This window comes from Nonomuraea sp. NPDC049158, from assembly GCF_040648335.1.
In the GTDB taxonomy this organism is placed as follows: Bacteria; Actinomycetota; Actinomycetes; order Streptosporangiales; family Streptosporangiaceae; genus Nonomuraea.
Genome location: NZ_JBEZDM010000017.1, coordinates 40,860 through 64,659 on the forward strand (window position 1 = coordinate 40,860; position 23,800 = coordinate 64,659).

General features: G+C 71.1%; 14 protein-coding genes and 1 pseudogene. 10 read left to right on the plus strand and 5 right to left on the minus strand.

Going from position 1 to position 23,800, the window contains the following annotated elements:
* Window positions 1-48: 48 nt before the first annotated feature.
* Entirely contained in the window at window positions 49-2,631 is a 2,583-nt protein-coding gene (locus AB0B61_RS31865; protein WP_358439650.1) for an AAA family ATPase, read from the minus strand.
* Window positions 2,632-2,748: 117 nt separating this feature from the next.
* Between AB0B61_RS31865 and AB0B61_RS31870 the strand changes: the two genes are divergently transcribed.
* Entirely contained in the window at window positions 2,749-4,554 is a 1,806-nt protein-coding gene (locus tag AB0B61_RS31870) for a GMC oxidoreductase (protein WP_358439653.1), read from the plus strand.
* A gap of 9 nt (window positions 4,555-4,563) precedes the next feature.
* Here the strand turns inward: AB0B61_RS31870 and AB0B61_RS31875 are convergent, their stop codons facing one another.
* The gene (locus AB0B61_RS31875) at window positions 4,564-6,600 is read right to left on the minus strand and encodes an alpha-amylase family glycosyl hydrolase (protein ID WP_358439655.1); all 2,037 of its coding nucleotides are present in this window, start codon (window positions 6,598-6,600) and stop codon (window positions 4,564-4,566) included.
* Between the two features lie 85 nt (window positions 6,601-6,685).
* On the opposite strand from AB0B61_RS31875, the gene fxsT reads away from it, so the two are divergent.
* From fxsT to AB0B61_RS31910, 7 genes and pseudogenes are all read left to right on the plus strand, one after another.
* Window positions 6,686-9,727: an FxSxx-COOH system tetratricopeptide repeat protein gene (gene fxsT, locus AB0B61_RS31880; protein WP_358439657.1), complete on the plus strand. Its 3,042-nt coding sequence runs from the start codon at window positions 6,686-6,688 to the stop codon at window positions 9,725-9,727.
* Between the two features lie 72 nt (window positions 9,728-9,799).
* Window positions 9,800-10,060, plus strand: coding sequence for a hypothetical protein (locus AB0B61_RS31885; protein WP_358439660.1), 261 nt, complete (start codon window positions 9,800-9,802; stop codon window positions 10,058-10,060).
* A 27-nt stretch (window positions 10,061-10,087) separates the two neighbouring features.
* Window positions 10,088-11,563, plus strand: a complete 1,476-nt coding sequence (locus AB0B61_RS31890; RefSeq protein ID WP_358439662.1) for a S8 family serine peptidase — start codon at window positions 10,088-10,090, stop codon at window positions 11,561-11,563.
* 194 nt (window positions 11,564-11,757) lie between these two features.
* Complete coding sequence (locus tag AB0B61_RS31895; protein ID WP_358439665.1) at window positions 11,758-13,005, plus strand: FAD-dependent oxidoreductase; 1,248 nt, start codon at window positions 11,758-11,760, stop codon at window positions 13,003-13,005.
* 228 nt (window positions 13,006-13,233) lie between these two features.
* Window positions 13,234-14,895 carry a protein kinase gene (locus AB0B61_RS31900; RefSeq protein WP_358439668.1) on the plus strand — a complete coding sequence of 554 codons (1,662 nt, stop codon included), beginning with the start codon at window positions 13,234-13,236 and terminating at the stop codon, window positions 14,893-14,895.
* A 192-nt stretch (window positions 14,896-15,087) separates the two neighbouring features.
* On the plus strand, window positions 15,088-16,098 hold the full coding sequence (locus AB0B61_RS31905; protein ID WP_358439670.1) for a hypothetical protein: 1,011 nt from the start codon (window positions 15,088-15,090) through the stop codon (window positions 16,096-16,098).
* Between the two features lie 321 nt (window positions 16,099-16,419).
* Window positions 16,420-16,818, plus strand: a pseudogene (locus tag AB0B61_RS31910) (dTDP-4-dehydrorhamnose 3,5-epimerase family protein); the annotation flags it as partial.
* Between the two features lie 285 nt (window positions 16,819-17,103).
* On the opposite strand, the gene AB0B61_RS31915 reads toward AB0B61_RS31910, so the two are convergent.
* Window positions 17,104-17,883, minus strand: coding sequence for a DUF6545 domain-containing protein (locus tag AB0B61_RS31915; protein WP_358439673.1), 780 nt, complete (start codon window positions 17,881-17,883; stop codon window positions 17,104-17,106).
* 38 nt (window positions 17,884-17,921) lie between these two features.
* Between AB0B61_RS31915 and AB0B61_RS31920 the strand changes: the two genes are divergently transcribed.
* Complete coding sequence (locus tag AB0B61_RS31920; protein WP_358439675.1) at window positions 17,922-18,695, plus strand: methyltransferase domain-containing protein; 774 nt, start codon at window positions 17,922-17,924, stop codon at window positions 18,693-18,695.
* On the opposite strand, the gene AB0B61_RS31925 is transcribed toward AB0B61_RS31920, so the two are convergent.
* Window positions 18,692-20,173, minus strand: a complete 1,482-nt coding sequence (locus AB0B61_RS31925) for a sugar ABC transporter ATP-binding protein (protein WP_358439678.1) — start codon at window positions 20,171-20,173, stop codon at window positions 18,692-18,694. The genes AB0B61_RS31920 and AB0B61_RS31925 overlap by 4 nt on opposite strands.
* A 74-nt stretch (window positions 20,174-20,247) precedes the next feature.
* On the minus strand, window positions 20,248-21,048 hold the full coding sequence (locus tag AB0B61_RS31930) for a DeoR/GlpR family DNA-binding transcription regulator (RefSeq protein WP_358439680.1): 801 nt from the start codon (window positions 21,046-21,048) through the stop codon (window positions 20,248-20,250).
* 228 nt (window positions 21,049-21,276) lie between these two features.
* Between AB0B61_RS31930 and AB0B61_RS31935 the strand changes: the two genes are divergently transcribed.
* Window positions 21,277-23,787, plus strand: coding sequence for a PA14 domain-containing protein (locus AB0B61_RS31935; protein WP_358439682.1), 2,511 nt, complete (start codon window positions 21,277-21,279; stop codon window positions 23,785-23,787).
* The last annotated feature ends 13 nt before the right edge of the window (window positions 23,788-23,800 follow it).

Here is a 23,800-nt window from a genome sequence, read left to right on the forward strand (position 1 = left end):
CGCACCGCCGACGGACTCGCCGTGCGGGGTGCGGATCTGAACGACCCCTCAGCTTGAGGAGCCTGCGCGAGCGCGGACGCCGTTGGCCAGGGCGACGCGGGACGACACGCCCAGGCGGGCGTACACCTGGCTGATGTGGTATTCGACCGTCTTGACGCTCAGCAGCAGCTCGCGGGCGATCTGCCGGTTGGTCAGCCCGGTGGCCACCAGCTGGGCCACGGCGTCCTGCTGCGGCGTCAGGCCCAGGGGAGAGACCGCGTGCTGCTGCCCGCACGCCGCCAGCTCGATCTCGCAGCGTTGCGCGTAGGGCACCGCCTCCAGGCGTTCCAGCTCCCGCAGCGCCTCCTTGAGCTGTTCGGCCGCCGCGGCCCGGCGGCCGAGCCGGCGCAGGAACGAGCCGTACGCCAGCAAGGTCCTGGCCCGCTCGAACGGCTCCCCGGTCTCCGCGCACGCCGCCTCGAACGCCGCCCTGGCCGCCTCCGTCTCGTGCCCCGCCGCCAGCAGCCGAGCCCGGACACCGGGAGAGGCGGCCGGTACGTCACCGGCCCGGCGCAGATCGCCCTCGGTGATGAGCGCGTCCACCAGCAGATCGGCCCACGGCAGTAGCCCGCGCTCGGCCTGAGCGGTCGCATCGGGCAGGCCAGGCTGGGGGTAGGCCGTCGCGTCGGGTGGCGCGGACTGGGCGCAGGCCGTCGCGTCGGGCTGGGCGGACGCGGTCCGGTTGGGCGAGAGGTTCGCGGTCCGGTCGGGTGAGGCGGACGCGGGCGCGGTGACCAGGTCGAGCAGCGGTGTCAGCAGGGCGATCACCTCGTCCGGCCGGTTCCGGGCGGCGGCCAGGTGGGCCGCGGCGTACGCGGGGCCGATGACCGCCACCGGCGCCGTCGCGTCCCTGGCCAGCCGCCGTGCCGCCTCGGCGTGCTGTCCGGCGCGCCGCCAGTCGCCCCTGGCCGCGGGCACGAGTGAGGCCACCGCGTGGGCGTGCGCCGACATCCAGCAGGGGCCGAGCTCGTCGGCGAGCGCGGCGGCGAGCTCCCCCAGGGCCGCCGCCTCGTCCCAGCGGCCCTGCCGGAAGCCGGTCAGGCTGCCCATCCCGGCGATGAGCAGCCTGACCGGTGGCGAGCCCTCCGGCCCGCCGGAGTGACGCATCAGCCGCAGGTAGTCGCCGGGCTCGGGACGGCAGCTCCAGGCGTCGATCCTGGTGAGCAGCGCGGGCCGCGCGCACCGGACCCGCGCCTCGTCCAGCGCCGCCACCGCCTCATCGGTACGGCCCGCGTAGTGAGACAGCACCCCTCGCGCGAAACGACCGTCCGCCGTGTCGATCCTGGGGGTCGTGGGGGAGGTACCACCGCTGGGGGTTGTCGGGGAGGGCGTGGGGGAGGTGCCTGGCCGGGTGGTCGGCTCGTTGGCGCCGAGCCGTACCGCCAGGGCGTGGGCCTCGGCCGGGCGGCCGTCGAACAGGAGGGCCTCGACGGCGTCGGCGCCCGGCTCCCGGTCCAGCCGGGCCGCCTGCGCGAGCAGCCGCGCCGCCTGTCCCCAGTCTCCCGTCGCCGCCCGGTGCCGTCCCGCCGCGGCGATCTCCTGGACGAGCTCCGGGCTGGGACGTTCGGTGGCCCGCAGCAGGTGCTCCAGCCGGGCGGTCTCGTCCTCGGTCAGCCTCGCCGCCGCGGCGTGCAGCCGCAGCCGCTTGGTGGGGCCCATGTGCTGATAGACCGCCCCCTTGAGCAGCGGGTACGAGAAGCGGATCAGGATCCCGGCACCTGTCGGCCGCTCCACGAGCAGCCCGGCCCCCAGCGCCTCCTCCAGCGCCGAGAGCGGCGCCCCGACGCCGGCCAGCTTGGCCGCCGCACCGAGCGAAACCTCGCCCGCCGTCCGCGCGCCGCCGCCTGAGGCGATGTCGCAGGCCAGGACCGCCGCCGCCTCGACCAGCGACCGGGCGGGCTCGCTGCACCAGGCCAGCCGGGCCAGGGCGTCGCGGGCGTGCTGCCCCGGCACCGGCAGCGGGATCTGCGGGTCGGCCAGCTCGTCGAGGTCCGTCTCCTCCAGGACTTGCAGGATGTGCCGCGGATTGCCGCCCGTGTGCTCGCACAGCCGCCCGGCCGCCTGCTCGGTCAGGGGCAGGTGGGTCAGCGCGCGCACCTGCCGGGCGCCGATGCCGGTCAGCGCCAGCCGTACCGACATCTCGCGGGTGAGCAACGGCTGGAGCGAGGCGGGCTGATAGGGGTCCGGGCTGGTCAGCACGGCCAGGACGCGGGCGGGCCGCAGCCGTCGCCAGGCGAACGCGAGCGCGGTGAGCGAGACGGAGTCGGCCCAGTGCGCGTCGTCGACGGCGATCACCACCGGCCGCGCCGCCTGCAGCTCGTCGAGCCGGTCGCGCAGCCGTGCTCCCGCCTCGAACGGGTCCGCGGGCTGCAGACCGGCGATCCGGGTGAGCACGCCGTACGGCAGGACCGACTCGCTCTCCACGGCGTCGGCGGCGATCACGTGCGCCTGGTCGTCAAGGGTGGCCAGGAACCGGCGCAGCAGGGTGCTCTTCCCGATGCCGGCCGGGCCGTGGATCAGGACCAGCCCCGGCTCACCCCGGCGGGCCAGCTCGAAGCGGTCCGTCAGTGACTCCAGCTCTCGTTCTCGCATGCGCACACAGTGCTCTTGTGCGCTCGCAGCCTCCTTGTCGCCGACTGCAAGCGAAGGTTAAGCGGCGCGAGCTATACCAGCATCGGGAGATTTAGCGCGACATGCGAGGGGGCTTGCATGGCTGGGGAGACGTTCACGATCGTGCTGAGAGGCGGGGCGATCCGTCCCGACGCGAGGCTGGGGGTGTTCAGCAGCCTCGACGGCTGGCGGACCCGTGTGCCCTGCCGCTACGTGGAGGGCGCGGACGAGTGGCGGGTGGAGCTCGTCAGGCCGCCCGCCGGGACGGCCGTGGAGTTCAAGTTCCACTGCGACGGGGCCTGGGAGGCGCTGGACGGCAACCGTACGGCGTGGCCCGCGGACATCGCGGCGGGCGAGCGGATCGAGACGATGACCGGCACCCAGTCGGAGCTGTTCCCGACCCGGGACGACATCATCGTCACCAACCCGCTCCCGGCCCGCCGCCACTTCGCCCCCAAGCTGGACGAGGACGCGGTGTACGACTACATCCTGGTCGGCAGCGGTATGGGCGGCGGCGTCCTGGCGCACGAGCTGACGAGGATGGCCGCGGCCAAGGGCGGGCGGATGCCGCAGATCCTGGTGCTGGAGGCCGGCGGGTACCTGTTCTCGACCCACGTCGGCAACATGCCCAGGCAGCAGGGCTCCGGCGCGGAGGCCAACCGGACCGTCTGGGGCCTGTGGTATCAGTACCGGTCGCAGCGCTACCGGACGAGCTCGGCCGGGATGCAGGTCGCCGAGGCGTTCTGCCTGGGCGGGAAGTCGGTCTTCTGGGGGGCGCTGATCCCGCCGATGGACGGGCGGGAGTTCGAGACGTGGCCGCGCGGCGTCCGCGAGGAACTGCGGACCGAGTGGTACGACGAGGCCACCGACCTGATGCACGGCACGCGCCCGACGCTCAGCGACTACCGCAGGACGATCAAGGAGCTGCTCCGCACCCAGCTGAAGCGCTTCCGCCAGCACGAGGTGCAGGTGGCGGCCGAGAACTCGGTGGCGCACCGGCTGGGCATCCCCTCAGGGATCTTCTCGACGGCGGCGCTGCTGATGGAGGACCGCCTGCGCGACGGCTGGAACAAGAGCCTGCACGTCAACCTCAACCACGAGGTCGTCGGGTTCGAGTGGGACCGGTCGGGCGGCCGGACCAGGGTGGCGGCCGTGCGGGCCCGCGACCTGATCGCCGGGAAGGACCGGGTGTTCCGCGTGGCGGACGGCGGGCGGGTGATCATGGCGGCCGGCACCGTGGGCAGCGCCGTGCTGGCCCGCCGGGCGCGGGTGGACAACGAGTGGGTGGGCAAGGGGATCACCGACCACCCCACGTACGTCTGGAAGTTCACGCTGCCGAGCGACGCGCCCGGATACGCCGCGCACGACTCGGTCAAGATCCTGCTGCGCGGCTCGGTCGGCGCGATGCCGCTCAACGTGGTGGTGGAGATGGGTGTGGGGCTCAACCAGTACCGGGTGGACGAGGACGCCGTCCCGGCGCACGCCGACGTCTCCAGGATGGACTGCGAGATCGTCTTCTTCCCCTCGGTGCCGCTGCTCGACGGCAACACCGTCGAGCTGGACCCGGACACGGGCCGGCCGGTGATCACGATGAAGCCGGTCGAGATCCCCGGCTACTTCGCCGCGGTACGGGAGATCGGCGGCCGGATCATCCGCATCATGGGCGGCGACCCGGCGGCCTCGGAGCCGTTCTCCGCCGATCTCGGGGCGGTCGGTCACGAGGTCGGCACGCTGCGGATGAGCGAGGACCCCGGCATGGGCGTGGTCGACCCCGACCTGAAGGCGTGGGGGCACGACAACCTCTACGTCTGCGACCTGTCGGTCTTCCCGACATCGCCGGCCGCGAACCCCTCGCTGACGCTCACGGCCTTGGCGATGCGGTTGGCGGACCACCTTTCTGCTTGACGAGGCTGGCTAGGGGACGGGCTCATTCGTCAGGACCAGCGCGGACGCGGGAGGCAGATCCTGCAGCTCGATGTGGCGCGAGGCACCCGGGCCGGGCAGCACGGGCACGGCCGACCTGAGCGGGTGCTTCGTCACCCCGCCGATCTCGGCCGTGTTGGCGACCACGGTGAGCTCCTGCGTGCGGGCGTTGAGGGCGCCGTCGATCTCGACGAGGGCGCCGCGCGTCTCGGTCAGGCTCGGGTTGACCACGCAGACCATCTCGGTCCCGGCCAGTACGCGCGACCAGCACAGGACGTCGCCGGGCCGGGGGAGCGCGTAGCCGCCGTCGGCCCGGCCGAGCCTGCGCAGGTACTGCCGGCCGGCCCGCAGCGCCCGGTGGGCCGCCCGCGCGGCCAGCAGCATCCTGACCCGCTGGTAGACCTCGTTGTCCTGGTCGAAGACGTGGTGGTTCGTGGTGCCGTACGGGCCGAACCCGACCATATCCGTGTCGAACAGGTGCGCCGCGGTCGGCGACTCGCCGTCGGCGGGCCGCCCTGCGGCTCCCGCCTTGCGCGGATGCTCCGGCCCGAACATGGCCTCCCGCAGATACCGATCCCCGGACAGCTCGCGGCGGCCCCAGCCCTCGCCCATGAGCCACCCCCGCTCGCTCTCCTCCGGGCCCGTCAGCCCCTGCTCGATGCCGTAGTAGAGGCACGGGATGCCCAGCGAGTACAGCAGCAGCGCCACCCCGACCGTGACCTGGCGGGGATCGGGCTCGCTGTGACCCGGTGGCGTCAGCGCGCCGAACCGGAGCTGGGGATCGATCGACAGATCGTCATGATCGTCCACCATGGAGACATAGACGGACCCGAGGGAATGATGAGAGACCCCCTGCGTGGCGAACCTGCGGAAGAACTCCTCGACGGCGTCGGGGAAGGGGAAGCCCTCCCGGCCGAGCGCGACATCGCGCAGGAGCCGCCGCGTCTCGCCGGTCTCCAGGACGGCGCTCAGGTTGCGGCCGATCAGGTCCAGGTACCGCTCCTCGATCGTGTCGCCGCCGCCGACCTCGCCCACGATGAGGAAGTTCGCCTTCCCCAGCCCGTCGGCGAACTCCCTGAGCGCCCCGCAGAACAACGTGGCGTCGCGCGGCGGCACGTGCTTGAGCGTGTCGATGCGTACACCGTCGATGTCGGTGAGCGCCATCCAGTAGGTCCAGATCCGGATGAGCGTCTGCAGTTCTTTGGACTGGTCGAGGTCCCGGCTGAACCAGTCGGCCCGCCGGTAGGGCGCGTCCGGCTCGTCGTCGCCGCCCTGGCCCCAGCCGAGCCCGTCGCCGCCCGCCCTGGTGTAGGCGTCGGGGTCGTGCAGCTCGCTCGGCCACACGCCGTGGTCGGGCTCGGTGGGCGCGGCGCCGTGCGGCAGGCGCCCCCCGGCGCCGTCACGCCAGGCGCCGAACGGCAGCTTCCCGTCCCGGCCGGCGTATGGCGGGCGGACCACGTACTGGGGGGAGCCGGGGGTGCCGAGGTCGTAGTCCCAGTTCTCGCCGGTGTGGTTGATGAGGATGTCGAGGATGACGCGGATGCCGTGCTCGTGGGCCTTGCCGACCAGCTCCACCAGGTCCTCGCGGGTGCCGAACCTGCGGTCGACGTCCAGGAAGTGCTGGATGGAGTAGCCGTGGGGGTCGTCCGGCGCGGGGACGCCGTCCACGGTCGTGACGGGCCGCTGCTTCCACACCGGAGCGATCCACAGCGCGGTCACGCCGAGGTCGCGCAGGTAATCGAGCTTGGAGATGACCCCCCGCAGGGTGCCGCCCTGGAAGCGGTCCCGGCCGGAGGCCGCCCACTGGTTCCACATCCACCCGGCCGGGCGGGAGTTCGCCGGCCGGGCCCGGTCGACGAGATCGCGCCGGTGCTCGCGGCCGTCGCTGAACCTGTCGGGCAGCAGGAAGTAGATGACCTCGTCCCGCCAGTCGGACGGCGAGGGGTGGTAGCTCTCACGCCGGGGCCAGACGGCCTCCCAAATGCTTCGGGGCGGGGCTTGGCCGATGATCTCGTCGATGTTCGCCATGGCGCCGGGCTCCTTGGCTGTGTATTCGTGCCTGTCTGCCCAATCTGAACCGCGTTACAGTCGCAGGCAAGAGGAGAGGAGACGCGTGGACATCCGGATTCTGGGCACGTTCGACGTCTTGATCGAGGGCGACTCCGTCGCGCTCGGCGGACCGCAGCGGATGGCCATTCTCGCAGTCCTCCTCCTCCACCAGGGTGAGGTCCTCAGCTCTGACCAGCTCATCGAGCACGTCTGGGGCGGGACCCCGCCCAAGAGCGCGCTCAGCGCGCTGCACGCGCACGTGTCACGTCTGCGCAAGGCGCTGAACGGCGCCGACATCCTGCAGTCGTACGGCTCCGGCTACCGCGTCGTCGTCGAGCCGGAGAAGGTCGACGCCTTCCGCTTCGAGCGGCTGGTCGAGCAGGGCGCCCGCGCTCTGGCCCAGCAGGACTGGGCGGGGGCCGTGGCGTTGTACAGCCAGGCGCTGGAGTTGTGGCGCGGCCCGGCGCTGACGGAGTTCGCCACGGAGCCGTGGGCGCAGTGCGACGCCATCAGGCTCGAGGAGTTACGCTTCAGCGCCGAAGAGGGCAGGACCGACGCCGAGCTGGCCCTGGGACGGCACGCCGAGGCGTTGCCAAGGCTGGAGCAGCGCGTCAGCGAGCATCCGCTGCGCGAGCGGTCCGTCGCCCAGCTCATGCGCTCGCTCTACCGGTGCGGGCGGCAGGGCGACGCGCTGAACGTCTACGACCGGGTCCGCCGGATCCTGGCCGAGGAACTCGGCGTGGACCCGGCCCCGGCGCTGCAGGCCACCCACCAGGCGATCCTGCTGCACGACCCGGGACTCGACGGCAGTCCCGTCCCGCCGCCGCGCCAGGACGCGCCGCCGCGGCGGATCACCAACCTGCCCTCGCGCAACCACGTCTTCTCCGGCCGCCAGGCGATCCTGGCCGAGATCGAGGGCGCGCTGACCGAGCCGACGACCCGCCCGCCGCCCCGGGTGGTGGCGCTGCACGGGCTCGGCGGCACCGGCAAGACACAGACCGCCCTGGAGTACGCGCACCGGCACGCCGCCGACTACGACGTGGTCTGGGAGGCGCCGGCCGTCGAGCCGGTCGCCTTCTGGAGCGTGCTGGCGGAGCTGGCGCTGCGCCTGGGCGTACGCCAGCAGGCCGACCGCGGCGAGATCCTCGCCGCGCTGAGCGAGCGCCTGGCCGGGATGGACCGCTGGCTGCTCATCCTCGACGACGTCGAGGACGGCACGCTGATCGAGGCGTTCCTGTCGTCCCTGCGGGCCGGGCACGTCATCGTGACCTCGCGCAACCCCGCCTGGGGCCAGCTGGCCGTGGGCGTACGCGTGGGCTCCTTCTCCCGGGCCGAGTCCGTCGATTTCCTGTCCACGCGCGTGGTCAGGACCAGCGGTGCCTGGGCGCTGGCCGAGCAGCTCGGTGACCTGCCCTTCGCGCTGGAGCAGGCCGCCGCCTACAGCGAGCAGACCGGCATGAAGCTCGACGAGTACGGCGACCTGTTCCGCCGCCGCGCCGACCAGTTGCTGACCCGCGACAAGGCGTTCGCCACGGTCTGGCAGCTCGCCTTCGAGCGGGTCGCGCAGGCCTCGCCGGTCGCCATCGAGCTGCTGCACCTGTGCGCGACCCTGGGCCCCGGCGGCGTCTCGCTCGACCTGCTGGACTCCATGCCCGGCGTCCTGCCGCCCGCGCTCAGGGAGGCGGTGGAGGACGAGCTGGCCCTGCAGGACGCCATCGCCCACCTGCTGCGCCACTCGCTCGTCGAGCGGGACAGGGGACGGCTGCGCATGCATCCGCTCGTCAAGGCGGCGGTCTGGGCCAGGTTGCCCGACGAGGAGCGGCGTACCTGGGTGACCTGCGCCGTCAGGATTCTCGGCTCGGTCGTGCCCGCCGACGCCGAGAACCCGACCACCTGGCGTACCTGGGACAGCGTCATCCCCGACGTCATCCACCTCGGCCAGGAGGCCGACAGCGCGGACATCGCCGTGCCCGGGCTGCCGCGCATGCTCTGCGGCTCCGGCCATTACCTCACGGTGCGGGCGGCGTTCGAGCGGGCGCAGGAGCTGTTCGAGCTGGCGCTGCGGCTGGTCAGGCGGCAGCCGGGCGCCGACGCCGACCTGGCGGCCGTGCTGTCCGACCACGGCAACCTGCTGGAGCTCACCGGCGACGTCAACGGCGCCCGCGCCGCCCAGGAGCAGGCACTGGTGCTGGCCGAACGGGCTCTGGGCGGCGACGACCCGGCCGTGGCGCGGGTCCTGCGACGCCTCGGCAACGTGCTGGTCTGCCAGCGCCGCCTGCCCGAGGCCAGGCGTACCCTCGAACGCGCCCTGGCCATCCTGACCGCCCGGCAGGAGCCGGACCGCAGGGAGATCGCCCGCGTCAGCCGGGAGCTGGGCTTCGCCGCGTGGACGGCGGGCGACCTGCGCGCCGGCCAGGAATGGCTGACCAAGGCGCTGGCCACCGCCCGGACGATTCTCGGCCCCGACCATCCGGACGTCGCGCACACCCTGTCCGGGCTGGGGCTGATAGTCCAGGACACCGGCCGCCCGCAGCGGGCCGTCAAGCTGCAGGAGCAGGCCGCCTCCATGCTCACCGCCGTGTACGGCGACGAGCACCCCGAGGTCGCCCACACCCTCGACAAGCTCGGGTACGCCCTGCGCCTGTCGGGCCGCTTCGAGGAGGCCAGGGTCAGCCACGAGCGGGCGCTGTCGATACTCGAGTTCTGCTACGGCCCCGGCCACGGCGAGGTGGGCATGCCGCTGACCAACCTCGGCCTGGTCTACCTGGACACCGGCGAGCCGAAGCTGGCCAGGGACCATCAGGAGCGGGCGATCCAGGTGTTCCGGAACGCCTACGGCGACGACCACGCCCACGTCCACCTCGGCGTCCGCCGGCTGGGCCAGGCCATGCTGGCCGACGGCCGCGCCGCCGAGGCGCGGGACCTGCTGCGCAGCGCGCTCACGGGCACCGAGCGCGTGCTGGGGGGCGGCCATCCGGACGTCGCGGGGACCCTGCTCGACCTCGCGGAGGCGTACGAGGGGCTGGCGGAGCAGGAGTCGGCCGACGCCTGCCGGGCGCGGGCCGAACGGATTCTGGCCCGTGGCAGGAGCCCCATTCAGGGCTAGCCTTCACCATTCAGGGTTAGCCCTCAGCCGTCACCCGAGGCCGGATTCGCTCACGGACCCGACTCTGGGGACATGCCGGATTTCACGGACGCGTCCCCAGAGCACCGGATCATCTCCGCCGAGGTGGAGCCGGTGCCGGGACGACGGCACCAGGCGGCGGCCGTGCTGCGCCGGCTCGGCCTGCGCGTTCTGCACCTCGGCCCGACGATCAGCGTGAGCGCCCCGGAAGAGGTCTGGGAGCGGACGTTCGGCCTGCCTGAGCCCGCCATCCCCCGCGAACTGCGGGGACTTGTCACAGGGATCCATCTCGCCGGGCCTCCCGACCTGCACTGACCCACTGACACGCCCCGAGGGGGATGCATGACCACGATCACCGAACGCCGCGAGTCCACCGTCCACTTCGAGGCAGTGGTGCGGCCACCGGGCCGGGCCTCCATGTTCGCCGAGTCGTCGGCCGTACAGGCGGCGGGCCTGGACGACCTCAGGCCGCCGCCGGACCGGGCCGCGCAGACGGCGCTCGCGCTGCAGCGCAGGGGGTTCGTCGTCCGGCACGTCGGGACGTTCTCCATCAGCGCGGAGGGCCCGCGCCGGCTGTGGGAGGAGACGTTCAACACCCGCGTGGCCGTCAGGCCGCACACCCTGCGTGGCGCGCCGGGTGACGTGGCCGCCGAGCCGGGCGACGAGGTCTCCTATCTGGCGCATGTGTCCGGGGTCCCGTTCACGCTGCCCGTCGACCTGGAACCGCTGGTCGAACGGGCCTACCCGCAGGCGCCGCCGCAGTTCTACGGCTCACCGCTGCCGCCCAGGGTGTCGTATCACCACCTGCGCGTGCCGGACGACGTCGGGCTCCTCCTGCGCGCCTGCCACGTGCACGAGCGGGGGGTGACCGGCCGGGGGGTGTTCGTGGCCATGGTCGACACGGGCTTCTACAAGCATCCCTTCTATCCGCATCACGGCTACAACTACAACGCCACCCTCGCGCCGGACGCCGCCCGCGTGGACCACGACGAGTACGGCCACGGCACGGCCGAGGCGGCCAACATCTTCGCCTGCGCGCGTGACGTGGACTTCGTCGGCGTGAAGATGGGCGGCAACGCCACGCTCGCGTTCAAGACCGCCGCCGACCTGTCGCCCGCTGTCCTGACCAACAGCTGGGGCTACGACCTCAACGGGCTCACCGGGCTGCCCAACTTCCTGCGGCCGCTGGAGTTGGCGGTGCTGGAGGCCGTACGGGTGCGCGGCATCACGGTCTGCTTCTCGGCGGGCAACGGCCACATCTCCTTCCCCGCGATGATGCCCGACGTCATCGCCGCGGGCGGCGTGTACGTGGAGGAGACGCAGGCCAACGGGGACTTCAAGATGGAGGCGTCCGACTATGCGAGCAGCTTCGACAGCCTCATCTACCCGGGCCGGCACGTGCCCGACGTCTGCGGGCTGGTCGGGCGGCAGCCCAGGGCGCTCTACATCATGCTGCCGACCGAGCCCGGCGACGTCATCGACTCCTCACTGGCCGGTCCCGGCTACCCGGTCAAGGACGGCACCGCGCCCGACGACGGCTGGAGCGTGATCAGCGGCACCAGCGCCGCCGCGCCCCAGATTGCCGGGGTGTGCGCGCTGCTCAAGCAGGTCCAGCCGGGGTTGTCTCCCGACCTGGTGAAGGCGCTGCTCAGGGCCTCGGCGCGGGATGTCGTCGAGGGCAAGAGCGGGACGGGGGAGCTCGCGGGCGAGGGCTTCGACGGGGCTACCGGCGCGGGGCTCGTCGACGCCGCGGCCGCGTACCGGCTGGCGCGGTCGGTCACGCCGCGCAGCCTGCACACCGTCCCACCGCCCCTCTGACGGGTCGGCCGACTGCCGGGCGGCCCCCGCCGATGGGCGGGGTTCGACCGGCGGGGGCCGCGGCGGTGACGCGGGGGCGGCCGCCGCGGCCCCGATCGCTCTTCCCGGGGCTCTGGGCTCTTTCTGGGGCTCTCGGCTCTCCCCGGGGTTCGTCCCCGGGAAGAGCCACGGGGCTTCGCCGGTTGCATCCGTACGTGGACGAGATCGACGTCGTGGTGATCGGGGCCGGGCAGGCCGGGCTGTCGAGCGCCTACTTCCTGCGCCGGTTCGGCTTCGAGCCGCTGGTGCTGGACGCGGGCGACGGGCCGGGCGGGGCGTGGCGGCACCGGTCACCGTCGCTGACCATGGACAAGGTGCACGGCATCTTCGATCTTCCCGGTGTGCGGCGCTCCGATCCACCGGTGGCCGCCCCGCCCGGAGCCGGTAAGGCAGAACCGCCGGGAGCCGGTCGGGCAGAGCCGCCGGGAACTGGTTGGGCAGAGCCGCCGGGAACTGGTCGAGCTGATCTGCCGGGAACTGGTCGGGCAGAGCTGCCGGGAGTTGAGCTGCCTGGGGCTGGTCCAGCTGATCTGTCCGGGGCCGACGGGCGGCGGCCCGCCGCCGTGGTCGTCCCCGAGTACTTCGCGGACTACGAACGGGAGCTTGGGCTCACCGTGCTGCGGCCGGTCAAGGTGACGGCCGTGGCGCCGGGGGAGGGCGGGCGGCTCGTCGTCACCTCCGGGACGGGGGAGTGGGCGGCGCGGGCCGTGGTCAACGCCACCGGCACCTGGACCCGCCCGTACTGGCCGTACTACCCGGGCGCGCGCTCGTTCCGCGGCCGTCAGCTGCACTACGCGTCGTACCGGGGACCGGAGGAGTTCGCCGGGCGGCGGGTGGTCGTGGTGGGCGGTGGGACCTCGGCCGCGCACGTGCTCTCCGAGATCGCCGGCGTCGCCGCGAGCACCCTCTGGGTCACCCGCCGGCCGCCCGTGTTCCGCCCGCTGGACGACTTCGGCGAGGACGCGCGCCGCGACGCCGTCGCCATGGTCGAGGCGCGGGTACGCGCCGGGCTGCCGCCGCAGAGCGTGGTCGCCGTGACCGGCCTCGGGTACACGCCGGTCGTCCGGGACGCGCTGGCCAAGGGGGCGCTGGAACGGCTGCCGATGTTCGGCCGCATCACCGCCGACGGGGTGAGCTGGGACGACGGACGGTACGTGGAAGCGGACACGATCATCTGGGCGACCGGGTTCCGCTCGGCGCTCGACCACCTCGCCCCGCTACGGCTGCGCGAGCCCGGGGGCGGGATCAGGGTGGACGGCACCGCGGTGCTCGCCGAGCCGCGCCTGCAACTCGTCGGCTACGGCCCCTCGGCGAGCACGATCGGCGCCAACCGCGCGGGCCGTACCGCCGCCCGCAACGTCCGCCGCCTCCTCACCGCGGCCCCTTCCGTTCCGGCCGCCTGACCTACGAACATCGGCCGCCTCAACCGCGCTCTCTGCATTGCGGCCGCCTCACCTACTAACGTCCGCCATCTCCTTGCCGCGCCCCCGCCATTGCGGCCGTTCGACCTACTATAAGAAGTAGTAAAAATACCGATTGAGGCAGAGGCTGGTAGCGCTCTCGACACGGGGTGTTACCACGGGATAGCGTCGGGTGAAAGGATCTTTATCCGCCTTTGGAGGTCCCCCCCGATGGATGTTCCCGGCTACACCGAAATTCGGGAACTCGGACACGGCGGGACCGGACGGGTGATGCTTGCTTTACGGACGTCCGACGGGACGCCCGTGGCGATCAAGCATCTCTCGGCGCGATTACGTGACGACGAGGTGTTCGTCGACCGCTTCCGCGCGGAAGCCGGGCTGATCCGCGAGCTCGACAGCCCGCACACGGCCCGCCTGCTCGACTACGTCGAGGGTCACGACGACGTCTGCATCGTGATGGAGCTGGTGGACGGCATCACCCTGCGCCGCCTGTTGCGGCACGCGGGCGCCACCGGCCCCGAGGCGGCGCTGGCCGTACTGAAGGGGGCCCTGCTCGGACTGGCCGAGGCGCACCGGCACGGCGTCGTACACCGTGACTTCAAGCCCGAGAACGTGATCGTCTCCCAGGACGGCCAGAGCAAGCTCGTCGACTTCGGCGTCGCCGCCCACTCCGGCGAGAACGCCCCACTCGCCGGAACCCCCTCCTACATGGCCCCCGAGCAGTGGGCGGACGCCCCGGCGGGGTCGGCGTCGGACGTGTACGCGGCGGCCGTGGTGTTCTTCGAGTGCCTCAGCGGGCACCGGCCGTTCGTCGCGGACAACTTCGCCGCCCTCGCCTACCAGCACCAGCACGCCGAGCCCCCGCTGCAGGACATCGAGGAGCCGATGCGGGCGCTGGTCGGGCACGGCCTGGCCAAGGACCCCGCCGAGCGGCCGGAGTCGGCTGAGGCGTTCCTGGCGGAGCTGGAGGAGGTCGCCGACACCGCCTACGGCACCGGCTGGGAGGTACGCGGCCGGGCCGGGCTCGGCCTGCTGACCGTACCGCTCGTCTCTTTACTGCCTCTGTCGCGGCCTCTGCCCGCGTCGGGGAGCGGCGGCACGAGCCTGTTCAGCAGCGCGCTGGCGCCGATGACCAAGTTCGCGGTGACGGGCGGCCTGGTGGTCGCGACCGCCGCGGCGGTGGCGTCGGCGTTCGTGATCTGGAACGACGCGCCACCGGATCGCCTCGCCGGGCTCCCGCCGGTCAGCACGCCCGCCGAGTCGGCCCTGATTCCCACGCCATCCGGTACGGCGGAGCCGTCCATCTTCACCGCGGGGCCCAGCGACCTGGCCAGCCCTCCGCCCAGCACCGACGCCGCAGATCCAGTGGTCACCGGGGACCCCGCCGAGCCCACTGAGGCCACCCGCACCCGTTCGCCGGAGCCCGTCCGTACCCGCTCGCCGGAGCCCACCCGTGGGGCGGAGCCGACGCGGACCACGCGCCCGGCCACCTCCGAACCCGCCACCTCCAAACCGACCACCCGGCCGGCCACCAAGCAGGCGTCGACCACGAAGCCCGCCGGCAGCGAGCCCAAGCCATCCGCCCGCCCGGCCACCACCAGCCCTCCGACCACCCAGGCTCCTGCCCCGACCAAGGCCGCTGGGCCGCTGGTCTCGATTTCGGTCAAGGTGTCGATCGACGTACCCGTGCTCAAGGGCAAGGACGGCCTGCTCGACATCGACCTCGGGCTCGGGCTCGGGAGTGGTCTGCTCGGCTCCGTGCTGGTCCCCGGCTCCGCGCTGCTCGGCCGCCACTGGGCCGCCCGCAGAGCCAGGCGGGCCCGGCCTCCGCACACGTCGTCCTGTCCTCCGCCGGACATCGACCCGCCGTGACCGCGCCGCCCGCAGTCAGTGGGGCGTGCACGGAGGCGGCCATACCGCGAAGCCCGCCTGCCGTTCCTCTCGCCCGATATTTCGCCCATACCAAAATTTGCTGATTTGCCGACCGATACATGTGATCCCCTACTATCTAGCCTCGGATAGGGGGCGTACTTCTGGGCCCCGCAGTTCGGGCGAAGGAGAAGTGTGGCGGTTGCATGCCCCGCCGACCGGCGGCGCCGTCCGATCCTCACCAAAGCGCTCACCGCGATGATCACAGCGGTGTTCCTGTTAGCGAGCCTGGCCACGCCCGGGCACGCGGCCCCCAAGCCGACGATCAAGCAGCTCAAGAAGGAGCTGGCCGCCTTGGGGAAGCAGTCGGACAAGCTGATCACCGAGTACTACAACGGCCGCATCGCCCACCAGAAGGCCGAGAAGGCGGAGAAGGCCGCCCAGGAGAAGCTGGCCGCCGCCCAGGAGGTCTACGACCGGGAGTCGGCCCAGCTCAGGCTGATGGCCGTATCCCAATACACCAACGGCGGCCCCCCGAGCACCGCCACCCTGCTCTCGACGAGCGAGGACCCCTCCGCGCTCATGAGCCGCCTCGCGCTGTCCAATCACCTGGTCGAGGAGCAGGGCGCCAGGCTACGCGGCTTCGCGCAGGTCAGGGATGACCACAAGAAGGCCGAAGAGGAGGCGGCCGCCCGCGCCAAGGAACTCGGCGACCAGGTCGCCGACCTCGGCAAGCGCAAGGACAAGGCCGAGCAGCTGATCAAGAAGATCAAAGACAAGATCGACAAGCTCTACCAGGCGCCCGGGGTCCGGCGCTCGGACGGCACCTGGGTCCCGCAGCTCCCCGAGGGCTCCGACAACATCACGCCTCGGATGCGCCTGGTCAAGACCCTCGTGAAGGAGCACTTCGCCGTACCCAACGGAATCGGCTGCTACCGGGCGATCCAGGACGGCGGCGAGCACCCGCTCGGGAGAGCGTGCGACTTCATGCTGAGCCGTGGCGGCTCGATGCCGACGGCCGCGGAGGTGGCGCGCGGCAACGAGATCGCCGCCTGGGCGATCAAGAACGCCAAGCGGCTGGGCATCATGTACATCATCTACCGCCAGCGGATCTGGCACGCCAGGACCGGCGCCTGGCGCACGATGTCAGACCGCGGCGGCACCACGGCCAACCACTACGACCACCCGCACATCTCGGTGTACTGAACGGCGCGTGCGCTGAGGACGGGCCGGATGCCAAGAATCATGGATAAGCATCGGCCATCGCGTTGAGTTCCGCGTATCGGGCCTGGCAATCGCGATAGAGCGGAAGCAGCCCGCGTTCCTCGGCATCCCGGGCTAATACGCTCGCATTAACGATGGATAGGGGTACTAGGGGGAGCTTTAGGGGGTTGCCGCCCATATGCCGCGCTGAAAGCCTTGAATTGCCATGACAGAGAACATGTCTACGGGAGGTTTTCGGGCATGCACATCGAAGAACTTGACGTAGCGGACTCCTTCATGATCGACCAGAAAATCTATCCAGACATGCGCGGGATTTTCCTGGAACCATTCAGCCAGCCCGCGTTCCGCAAAGCAGTGGGCCATCCGCTCTGGGTGGCTCAGGTCAACTGCTCCTGGTCCTATCGCGGCACCATACGCGGCCTCCATGTAGTGGGCCTGCCGGGCCAAGCGCGCTACTTCAACTGCGCGCAGGGGGCCATGCTCTGCGTCGTACTCGACACCAGGATCGGTTCGCCCACCTACGGCGAGCACCTCGCGGTCGAGCTGACCGCCGAGAGCAGGAGGGCCCTTTACGTCGCGGAGGGACTCGCCGCCGGATTCCTCGCGCTGACGAAGGAGGTGACCGTCTGGTATCTCTGCTCAAGCCTCTATTCGCCCAGCACGACCGTGTCCATCAACCCGCTGGACCCAGAGCTGAACGTGCCCTGGCCGCGGGAGCACAAATTCATTCTCTCCGACATGGACAGGGCCGCTCCCTCCCTGCGACTTAATCCAATGCCCATTGATAACCCTATGCGCGCACTTTCACCCGCTATGAAGGCATGTGCGGCGCGTCGAAATCCGGCCAATCATAGGCGCCTGATCGGTGGCATGGCGAATGAGAAAGTGCGCCCCAATTCGCGCAATCAATCCCCCTGGTATGTCGCCATATTTCATGAATGCGACGGGGGCGGAGAATCACGGCAGAAGGCCGCTCATGCTCTCCGTTCAGAGTCGGGCGAAGGCCCGGGAAAGTTGGGTCAGGTGCGTCAGCTCGTCCTTCATGGCCGGCAATCCAGGGCTGAGCACCGGGTCGCCGGACGTGGTGTCACGGGTGGCCGCGGGTTTCACATCACCCGCGGAAGCAGGGGAAACGCCTGGCGCCGCCGTGTTTCGCTTCGTGGCCGCGAAGGTATGGAGGGCCTGGGCCACGGTTTGGGCGCGCAGGGCCGGGGACATGCCGTCATGAAACGGCTTTCCGGTATAGGACTCCAGGACCAGCAGGGAGTCGCGGATCTCGATGACATAGCGATAGAGCTGGTAGCCGGCGGAGTCGCCGATGGTGGGGCCGGCCAGGATCAGCGTGGTGCAGCCGAGCCCGAGGTACGTCACGGCATGCGTCGACGTGCCCGGCGGCGTCGGCAGGGAGAAATAGCTGGTCAGCGCGGTGGCGCCCAGATAGCCGACGTAGACGAGCCCGCCGGCGTCACCGGCCGCGACCAGCCGTAATCCGAGCCGCACATAGGGCTGGTGCATGTAGCGCACGTATCGCCAGGTCCGGCGGAGCGTACCGAAAAGGCCGGCGGAGATATAGCCGAGGAAGGCCAGATAGGAACCTATGATGAGCGGGTTCTCGCCGTGCACGACGAGAAAGCCCGCGCCGGCGTCGTCCGGCACCCCGGAGCCCAGCAGCAGGGCTCCCATCACCGCGATGTCGGCCGCGGCCCATAATATCTTCGCCCTGACACCCGCCGACCGGTCGCCCGCCGATGACGTCAGGTAGGTCACCGTGATCCAGCGGTCAGCTTTACGACCGGACCACAGAGATGATCGAGAAAATCATGGGAGGCAGCCTGCAGAACGGCTATTGGGACGACCCCAGGGATGAGGCTTCGCTGGAAACGGCCTCCGAACGCCTGACCGAGCTGATGATCGACAAGCTGGAGGCGAGCAAGGGCCAGCGGATACTCGACATCGGATGCGGCACGGGCAGGCCGGCGATCGCCCTGGCTCGGACCGCCGGGGTGGATGTCGTCGGCGTGACGATCAGCGAGCGGGAAGTGGAGCTGGCCTCCCGTCTGGCGAAGGACGAAGGGCTGGCGGATCGGGCGACGTTCCAGGTGGCCGACGCACTGGAGCTGCCCTTCGAGCCGGACTCGTTCGACGGCGCGTGGCTCGTCGAGTCACTGCTGCACATGCCGGACCAGGCGCGCGTGCTCCGCCAGGCGCACTCCGTACTGCGGCCCGGCGGGGTGCTGGTCATCGCCAATCTGGTCGAGCGCGCACCCCTCACTGACGAGCAGCGCGGCAAGCTGGAGGCTTCCTACCACGACTCCCACATCGACTCGATCATCCCGCTGCGGAACTATCCCGGCTTCATCGCCGACAGCGGACTCGCGCTGAGAGATATCCTCGACATCTCCGAACACACGATGTCTCCGACACTGCATCGGATCGTGGAGAGAATCGCCGGACTGCGGGACCAGTTCGAAGAGTTCGACGGCGAGATCGAGCCGCCGCCGTTCGTGGCCCGCCTCATCGAAACGCCGCAAATCGGGTACGCGATCATCGTGGCCACCAAGCCCGAGCGCCTGAGCTAAGCCTTCGCCAGTGCCGCGAGCAGCCGGTCCTCGGTCACCTCGGCGCCGGTGAGCTGCTCGCTGATCGCGCCGTCGCGCAGGACCACCACGCTGTCGCAGTTGCCCGCCAGTTCGGCCACGTCTGAGGAGATCAGCAGGATGGCCAGCCCGTCCACGGCCAGTTCGTCGAGCAAGGCCTGCATCTCCAGTTTGGTGGCCACGTCGACGCCGCGGGTCGGCTCGTCGAGCAGCAGCACCTTGGGGTGCATGGCCAGCCAGCGGGCCAGCAGCACCTTCTGCTGGTTGCCGCCCGACAACTCGCCCGCGGGCTGGCGGGGGGAGACGGCCTTGATGCCGAGCCGTTTCATGAACGTCTCCACGATGCCGTCGATCTGCGCGTCGGAGACGATGCCGGCCCGGGACAGCCGGGGGAGCGCGGCCAGGGCGATGTTGTCGCGTACTGAGAGGGTGGGGACGATGCCCTCGGTCTTCCTGTTCTCGGGCACGAGGCCGACGCCGGCGCGGATGGCGCTCCTGATCGACCACTTGCGGGCCGCCGCTCCGGCCACGGTCACCTGGCCCGCGTCCACCGGCATGACGCCCGCGATCGCCCTGGCCGTCTCGCTGCGCCCGGCGCCGAGCAGGCCGCCGAGGCCGACGACCTCGCCCGCGCGCATCGCCAGTGACACGCCGTCGAGCACGTGATGGCGGGTGAGCCCCTTCGCCTCCAGGACGGGGTCGTCGCCCGGTTCGTCGGGCTGGGCGGCGGAATTGGGCTCCTCGACGGGGTGGAACGGTCTGCCGAGCATGAGCGACACCAGCCGGAGGCGATCCAATCCGGTCAGCGGGCCGGTGTGCACGACGCGGCCGTCACGCAGCACGGTGACGCGGTCGCAGACCTCGTACAGCTCCTCCAGCCGATGGGTGACGTAGACGACCGAGCGGCCCTCGTCGCGCAGCCGGGCCACCGCGCCGAACAGCGTCTCGAGCTCGGCGTGTTCGAGTGCCGAGGTGGGCTCGTCCATGATGACCAGCCGGGCGTCGGCGGTGGCCGCCCTGGCCAGGGCCACCAGCTGCCTGGCCCCCTCGCCCAGCGTGCCCAGGGGTCTGCGGACGTCGGTGCGCAGGCCGTACTCGGCCAGGATCCGCTCGGCGCGGGCGTTGGCGGCCGCGAAGTCGATCAGCCCGAGACGGCCGCGCGGCTCGCGGCCGAGCAGCAGGTTGCGGGCGATGCTCATGGTCGGGACGAGGTTCGTCTCCTGGTGGATGGTGGCGATGCCGGCCCGCCTGGCCTCGGCCGGGCTGCCGAACCTGACGGGCTCGCCCAGGAAGCGCAGCTGGCCCGCGTCCGGCTGGCAGACGCCGGACAGCACCTTGACCAGGGTGGACTTGCCGGCGCCGTTGCCGCCGATCAGCGCGTGCACCTCGCCGGGGCGCACGGAGAGCGTGACGTGGTCGAGCGCGGTCACGCCCTGGAACGTCTTGAGAACGCCAGCCACCTGTAGCACGGTTGCCTCCGCCTCGATCGTGGTCGCGGCAGGAAACAATTCAGTAACAGAAGTGTCACATTCGATCAGATCCGGGCGACGTGTAGCCTGACGCCCCTGCCGCTCAGCTCGTCGAGCACGTCGCCGGGCGCGCCCTCGTCGGTGACCAGGTGGCCGATCTGCTCGGCGGCGACGGTCTGCACCATCGTGTCGACGCCGATCTTGGTGTGGTCGGCCAGCACCACGACCTCCTCGGCCGCCGCGGCCAGCGCCCGGTCGACGCCGGCCACCTGCATGTTGGGCGTGGACAGCCCGCGCTCGGCGGTGAGCCCGTTGCCGGAGATGAACGCCCGGCGCACCCGCAGCCCGGACAGCGAGTGCTCGGCCGCGCTGCCCACCAGGGCCAGGATCGCGCCGCGCAGCGTGCCGCCGGTCAGCATCACCTCGATCCGCGGCGAACCGGCCAGGACCTGGGCGACGAGCAGCGAGTTGGTCACCACGGCGAGCTCGGCGTGCCTGGTCAGGCGGCGGGCGAACTCCTGCGTGGTGGTGCCGGGGCCGATCACGATGGCGTCGCCGTCCTCGACCAGCGCCGAGGCGAGGTCGGCGATCGCGCCCTTCTCGGCGGACTCCAGCGAGACCTTGTGCGCGTAGCCCGCCTCGCGCGACAGCTCGCCGGGCAGGGTGGCGCCGCCGTGGTGGCGGTTGAGCAGGCCCTCCGACTCCAGCGCGCGCAGGTCGCGGCGGACGGTCACCTCGGAGGAGTGCACGGACTGGGCGAGCTCGCGCAGGGACACGGCGCCGTTGGCGCGCACCAATTCGAGGATGCGCTGCCGGCGTTCCGCGGCGAACACCGGCCGTCGGCCGTCGCTCTGCGTGTCGCTCACGTCCCGATCATAGTCGAATGCTCAACTGCGGCTCACCTCTGATCATATGAGAACGAATTTGATCGGAAATCTTGACCGGCTCGGTCCACGGGTGCTTATTTGGGAGCCAGGCAGGGTCATAACCTGTCCGATCCTGATCGAAGGACATGCCATGCGTCTTGTCTGTCCGGTCGTCGTCCCGCGGTCCTCCGCTTGCTCCCTCCGCCCCCCAGCGTGAAAGGACACTCCGTGCGAAAGACACTCGCGGCTATGATCGCCGTGCTGCTGGCAGTGTTATGGCAGGTTCCCATCCCTGCGGGCGCCGCGGCCGAACGGCACGGGCTGCGCGGCGACTACTATCTCGCCTCGGCGCCAGGCGCGTTCGACTTCGATGAGCTCAAGGCCAGCGTCGTGGACCCGAGCCTCGAACAGGGCGATCTCAACCCGGTGTTCAAGCTGCTGGCCGGCCGGGAGGACGACGTCACCGTCCGGTGGACCGGCAAGATCCGGCCCGCCTACTCCGAGACCTACACCTTCTCGATCATCGGTGACAACGGCTTCCGGCTCTGGGTGGACGGCAAGGCCGTCATCGACCACTGGGTGGACGACTGGGACAGGGAGCAGGTGGGCACGCCCATCGCGCTGGAGGCGGGCAAGGACTACGACATCAAGGTCGAGTACTTCGAGCACTTCGGCGGGGCGAACCTGCACCTGCGCTGGCAGAGCGCCAGCCAGCCGAAGGCCGCGGTCCCGGCGGCGGCGTTCACGCTGCCGGACGGGTTCGACCCGCCTGGACCGGCGGCCGCGTCGGTCGGCGCCTCCGGCGACCTGGCCACGCTGACGTTCGCCAAGCCGCTGAGTTCGTTGCCCACGACTCTGACCGACCACCTGGCGCTGACGGTCGCCGGCACCAAATGGCCCATAGCCTCCGTGGCTCTGAAAAATCGGGACATGGTGGTGCTTAAGCTGCAATATCCGGTTCCGGCAAAAGCCGGTAACACGCTCCGCGCCACCTACGACGGCACCGGCCTGAGCTACACCGACGGCACGCCGGTGGCGGCCTTCCCGTACGCGTACGTCCTCAACGACTCCACGTACATCCTCAGCACCCGCTGGTCCAAGGACGTCGACCCGAAGAACCCGCTGCCCGAGTACCCCCGCCCCCAGCTGGTCAGGGACAGGTGGCGCAGCCTCAACGGCGTCTGGCAGTTCGCCGCCGCCAAGCAGGGCGAGGCGGCCCCGACCGGCCGCGACCTGGCCGAACGCATCGTCGTGCCCTACCCGGTGGAGTCGCAGCTGTCGGGCATCGGCCGCCACGAGGAGCGCATGTGGTACCGCAGGACGTTCGAGGTGCCGCGCTCGTGGAGCGGTGAGCGGCTGCTCCTGCACCTGGACGCGGTCGACTGGGACGCCACGATCTACGTCAACGGCAAGCAGGTCGGCACGCACAAGGGCGGCTACGACCGCATCACCGTGGACGTCACCGACGCGCTCAAGCGCGGTGGCCGGCAGGAGCTCGTCGTCGGCGTCGCCGACCCGACCGACTCCGGCGCGCAGCCGATCGGCAAGCAGCGGCTCGACCCGAGCGGCATCTGGTACACCGCCGTCTCCGGCATCTGGCAGACGGTCTGGATGGAGCCCGTCGCCAAGGACCACATCGAGCGCGTCGACACCGTCCCCGACGTCGCGGGCCAGGCGCTGCGCGTGACCGTCCAGGGCGGCGCGGGCACGGCCACCGTGGTCGCCAAGGACGGCCACCGCGTCGTGGGCACCGTGACCGGCCCCGTCGGCACGGAGCTCCGGCTGCCGGTCCCGAACCCCAAGCTGTGGTCGCCGGACAAGCCCTTCCTGTACGACCTGAAGGTCCGCACGAAGAAGGACGAGATCTCGTCCTATTTCGGGATGCGCTCCATCGAGCTGAAGAACAACCGCATGCTGCTCAACGGCCGGCCCGTCTTCCAGCTCGGCCCGCTCGACCAGGGCTTCTGGCCTGACGGCAGCTACACCGCCCCCACCGACGAGGCGCTCAAGTACGACCTCACGCAGACCAAGAAGCTCGGCTTCAACACCGTACGCAAGCACACCAAGGTCGAGTCCGACCGCTGGTACTACCACGCCGACAAGCTGGGCCTGCTCGTCTGGCAGGACATGCCCGCCATGTTCAGGACCAGCGACAAGCCCCAGTTCGAGGCCGAGCTGCGGGAGATGGTCGACCAGCACCGCAGCGTCCCGTCGATCGTCATGTGGGTGCCGTTCAACGAGGGCTGGGGCCAGTACGACCAGGCGCGCATCGCCGACCTGGTCAAGAGCTGGGACCCCTCGCGGCTCGTCGACAACATGAGCGGCGTCAACTGCTGCGGCGCCCAGGACGGCGGCAACGGCGACGTCAAGGACTACCACATCTACCCCGGCCCCGGTGTCCCCGGAAAACCCACCGGCACCCGGGCGGTCGTCATCGGCGAGTACGGCGGTCTGGGACTCCCGCTCATCGGCCACACCTGGTCGGGCGGCGGCTGGGGCTACGCGGTCGAGCCCGACCCGGCGGCCCTCACCACCCGCTACGTCGGCATGATCCAGGAACTCCAGAAGCTGCACGCCTGCGACCAGCTCAGCGCCGCCATCTACACCCAGACCACCGACGTCGAGACCGAGCTCAACGGCCTCATGACCTACGACAGAGCCGTCACCAAGCCCGACATCGAGCGGGTCAGCGCCGCCAACCGGGCGCTCACCGGGCAGATCAGCCCGGCCTGCGCCTGACAGGAAGGACCCC

Excerpts from the sequence above, each read along its gene's own strand:
- AB0B61_RS31885 (WP_358439660.1), top strand. The coding sequence starts at position 9,800 with ATGCCGGATTTCACGGACGCGTCCCCAGAGCACCGGATCATCTCCGCC.
- AB0B61_RS31865 (WP_358439650.1), bottom strand. The coding sequence starts at position 2,631 with ATGCGAGAACGAGAGCTGGAGTCACTGACGGACCGCTTCGAGCTGGCC.
- AB0B61_RS31920 (WP_358439675.1), top strand. The coding sequence starts at position 17,922 with ATGATCGAGAAAATCATGGGAGGCAGCCTGCAGAACGGCTATTGGGAC.
- AB0B61_RS31890 (WP_358439662.1), top strand. The coding sequence starts at position 10,088 with ATGACCACGATCACCGAACGCCGCGAGTCCACCGTCCACTTCGAGGCA.
- AB0B61_RS31870 (WP_358439653.1), top strand. The coding sequence starts at position 2,749 with ATGGCTGGGGAGACGTTCACGATCGTGCTGAGAGGCGGGGCGATCCGT.
- AB0B61_RS31875 (WP_358439655.1), bottom strand. The coding sequence starts at position 6,600 with ATGGCGAACATCGACGAGATCATCGGCCAAGCCCCGCCCCGAAGCATT.
- AB0B61_RS31900 (WP_358439668.1), top strand. The coding sequence starts at position 13,234 with ATGGATGTTCCCGGCTACACCGAAATTCGGGAACTCGGACACGGCGGG.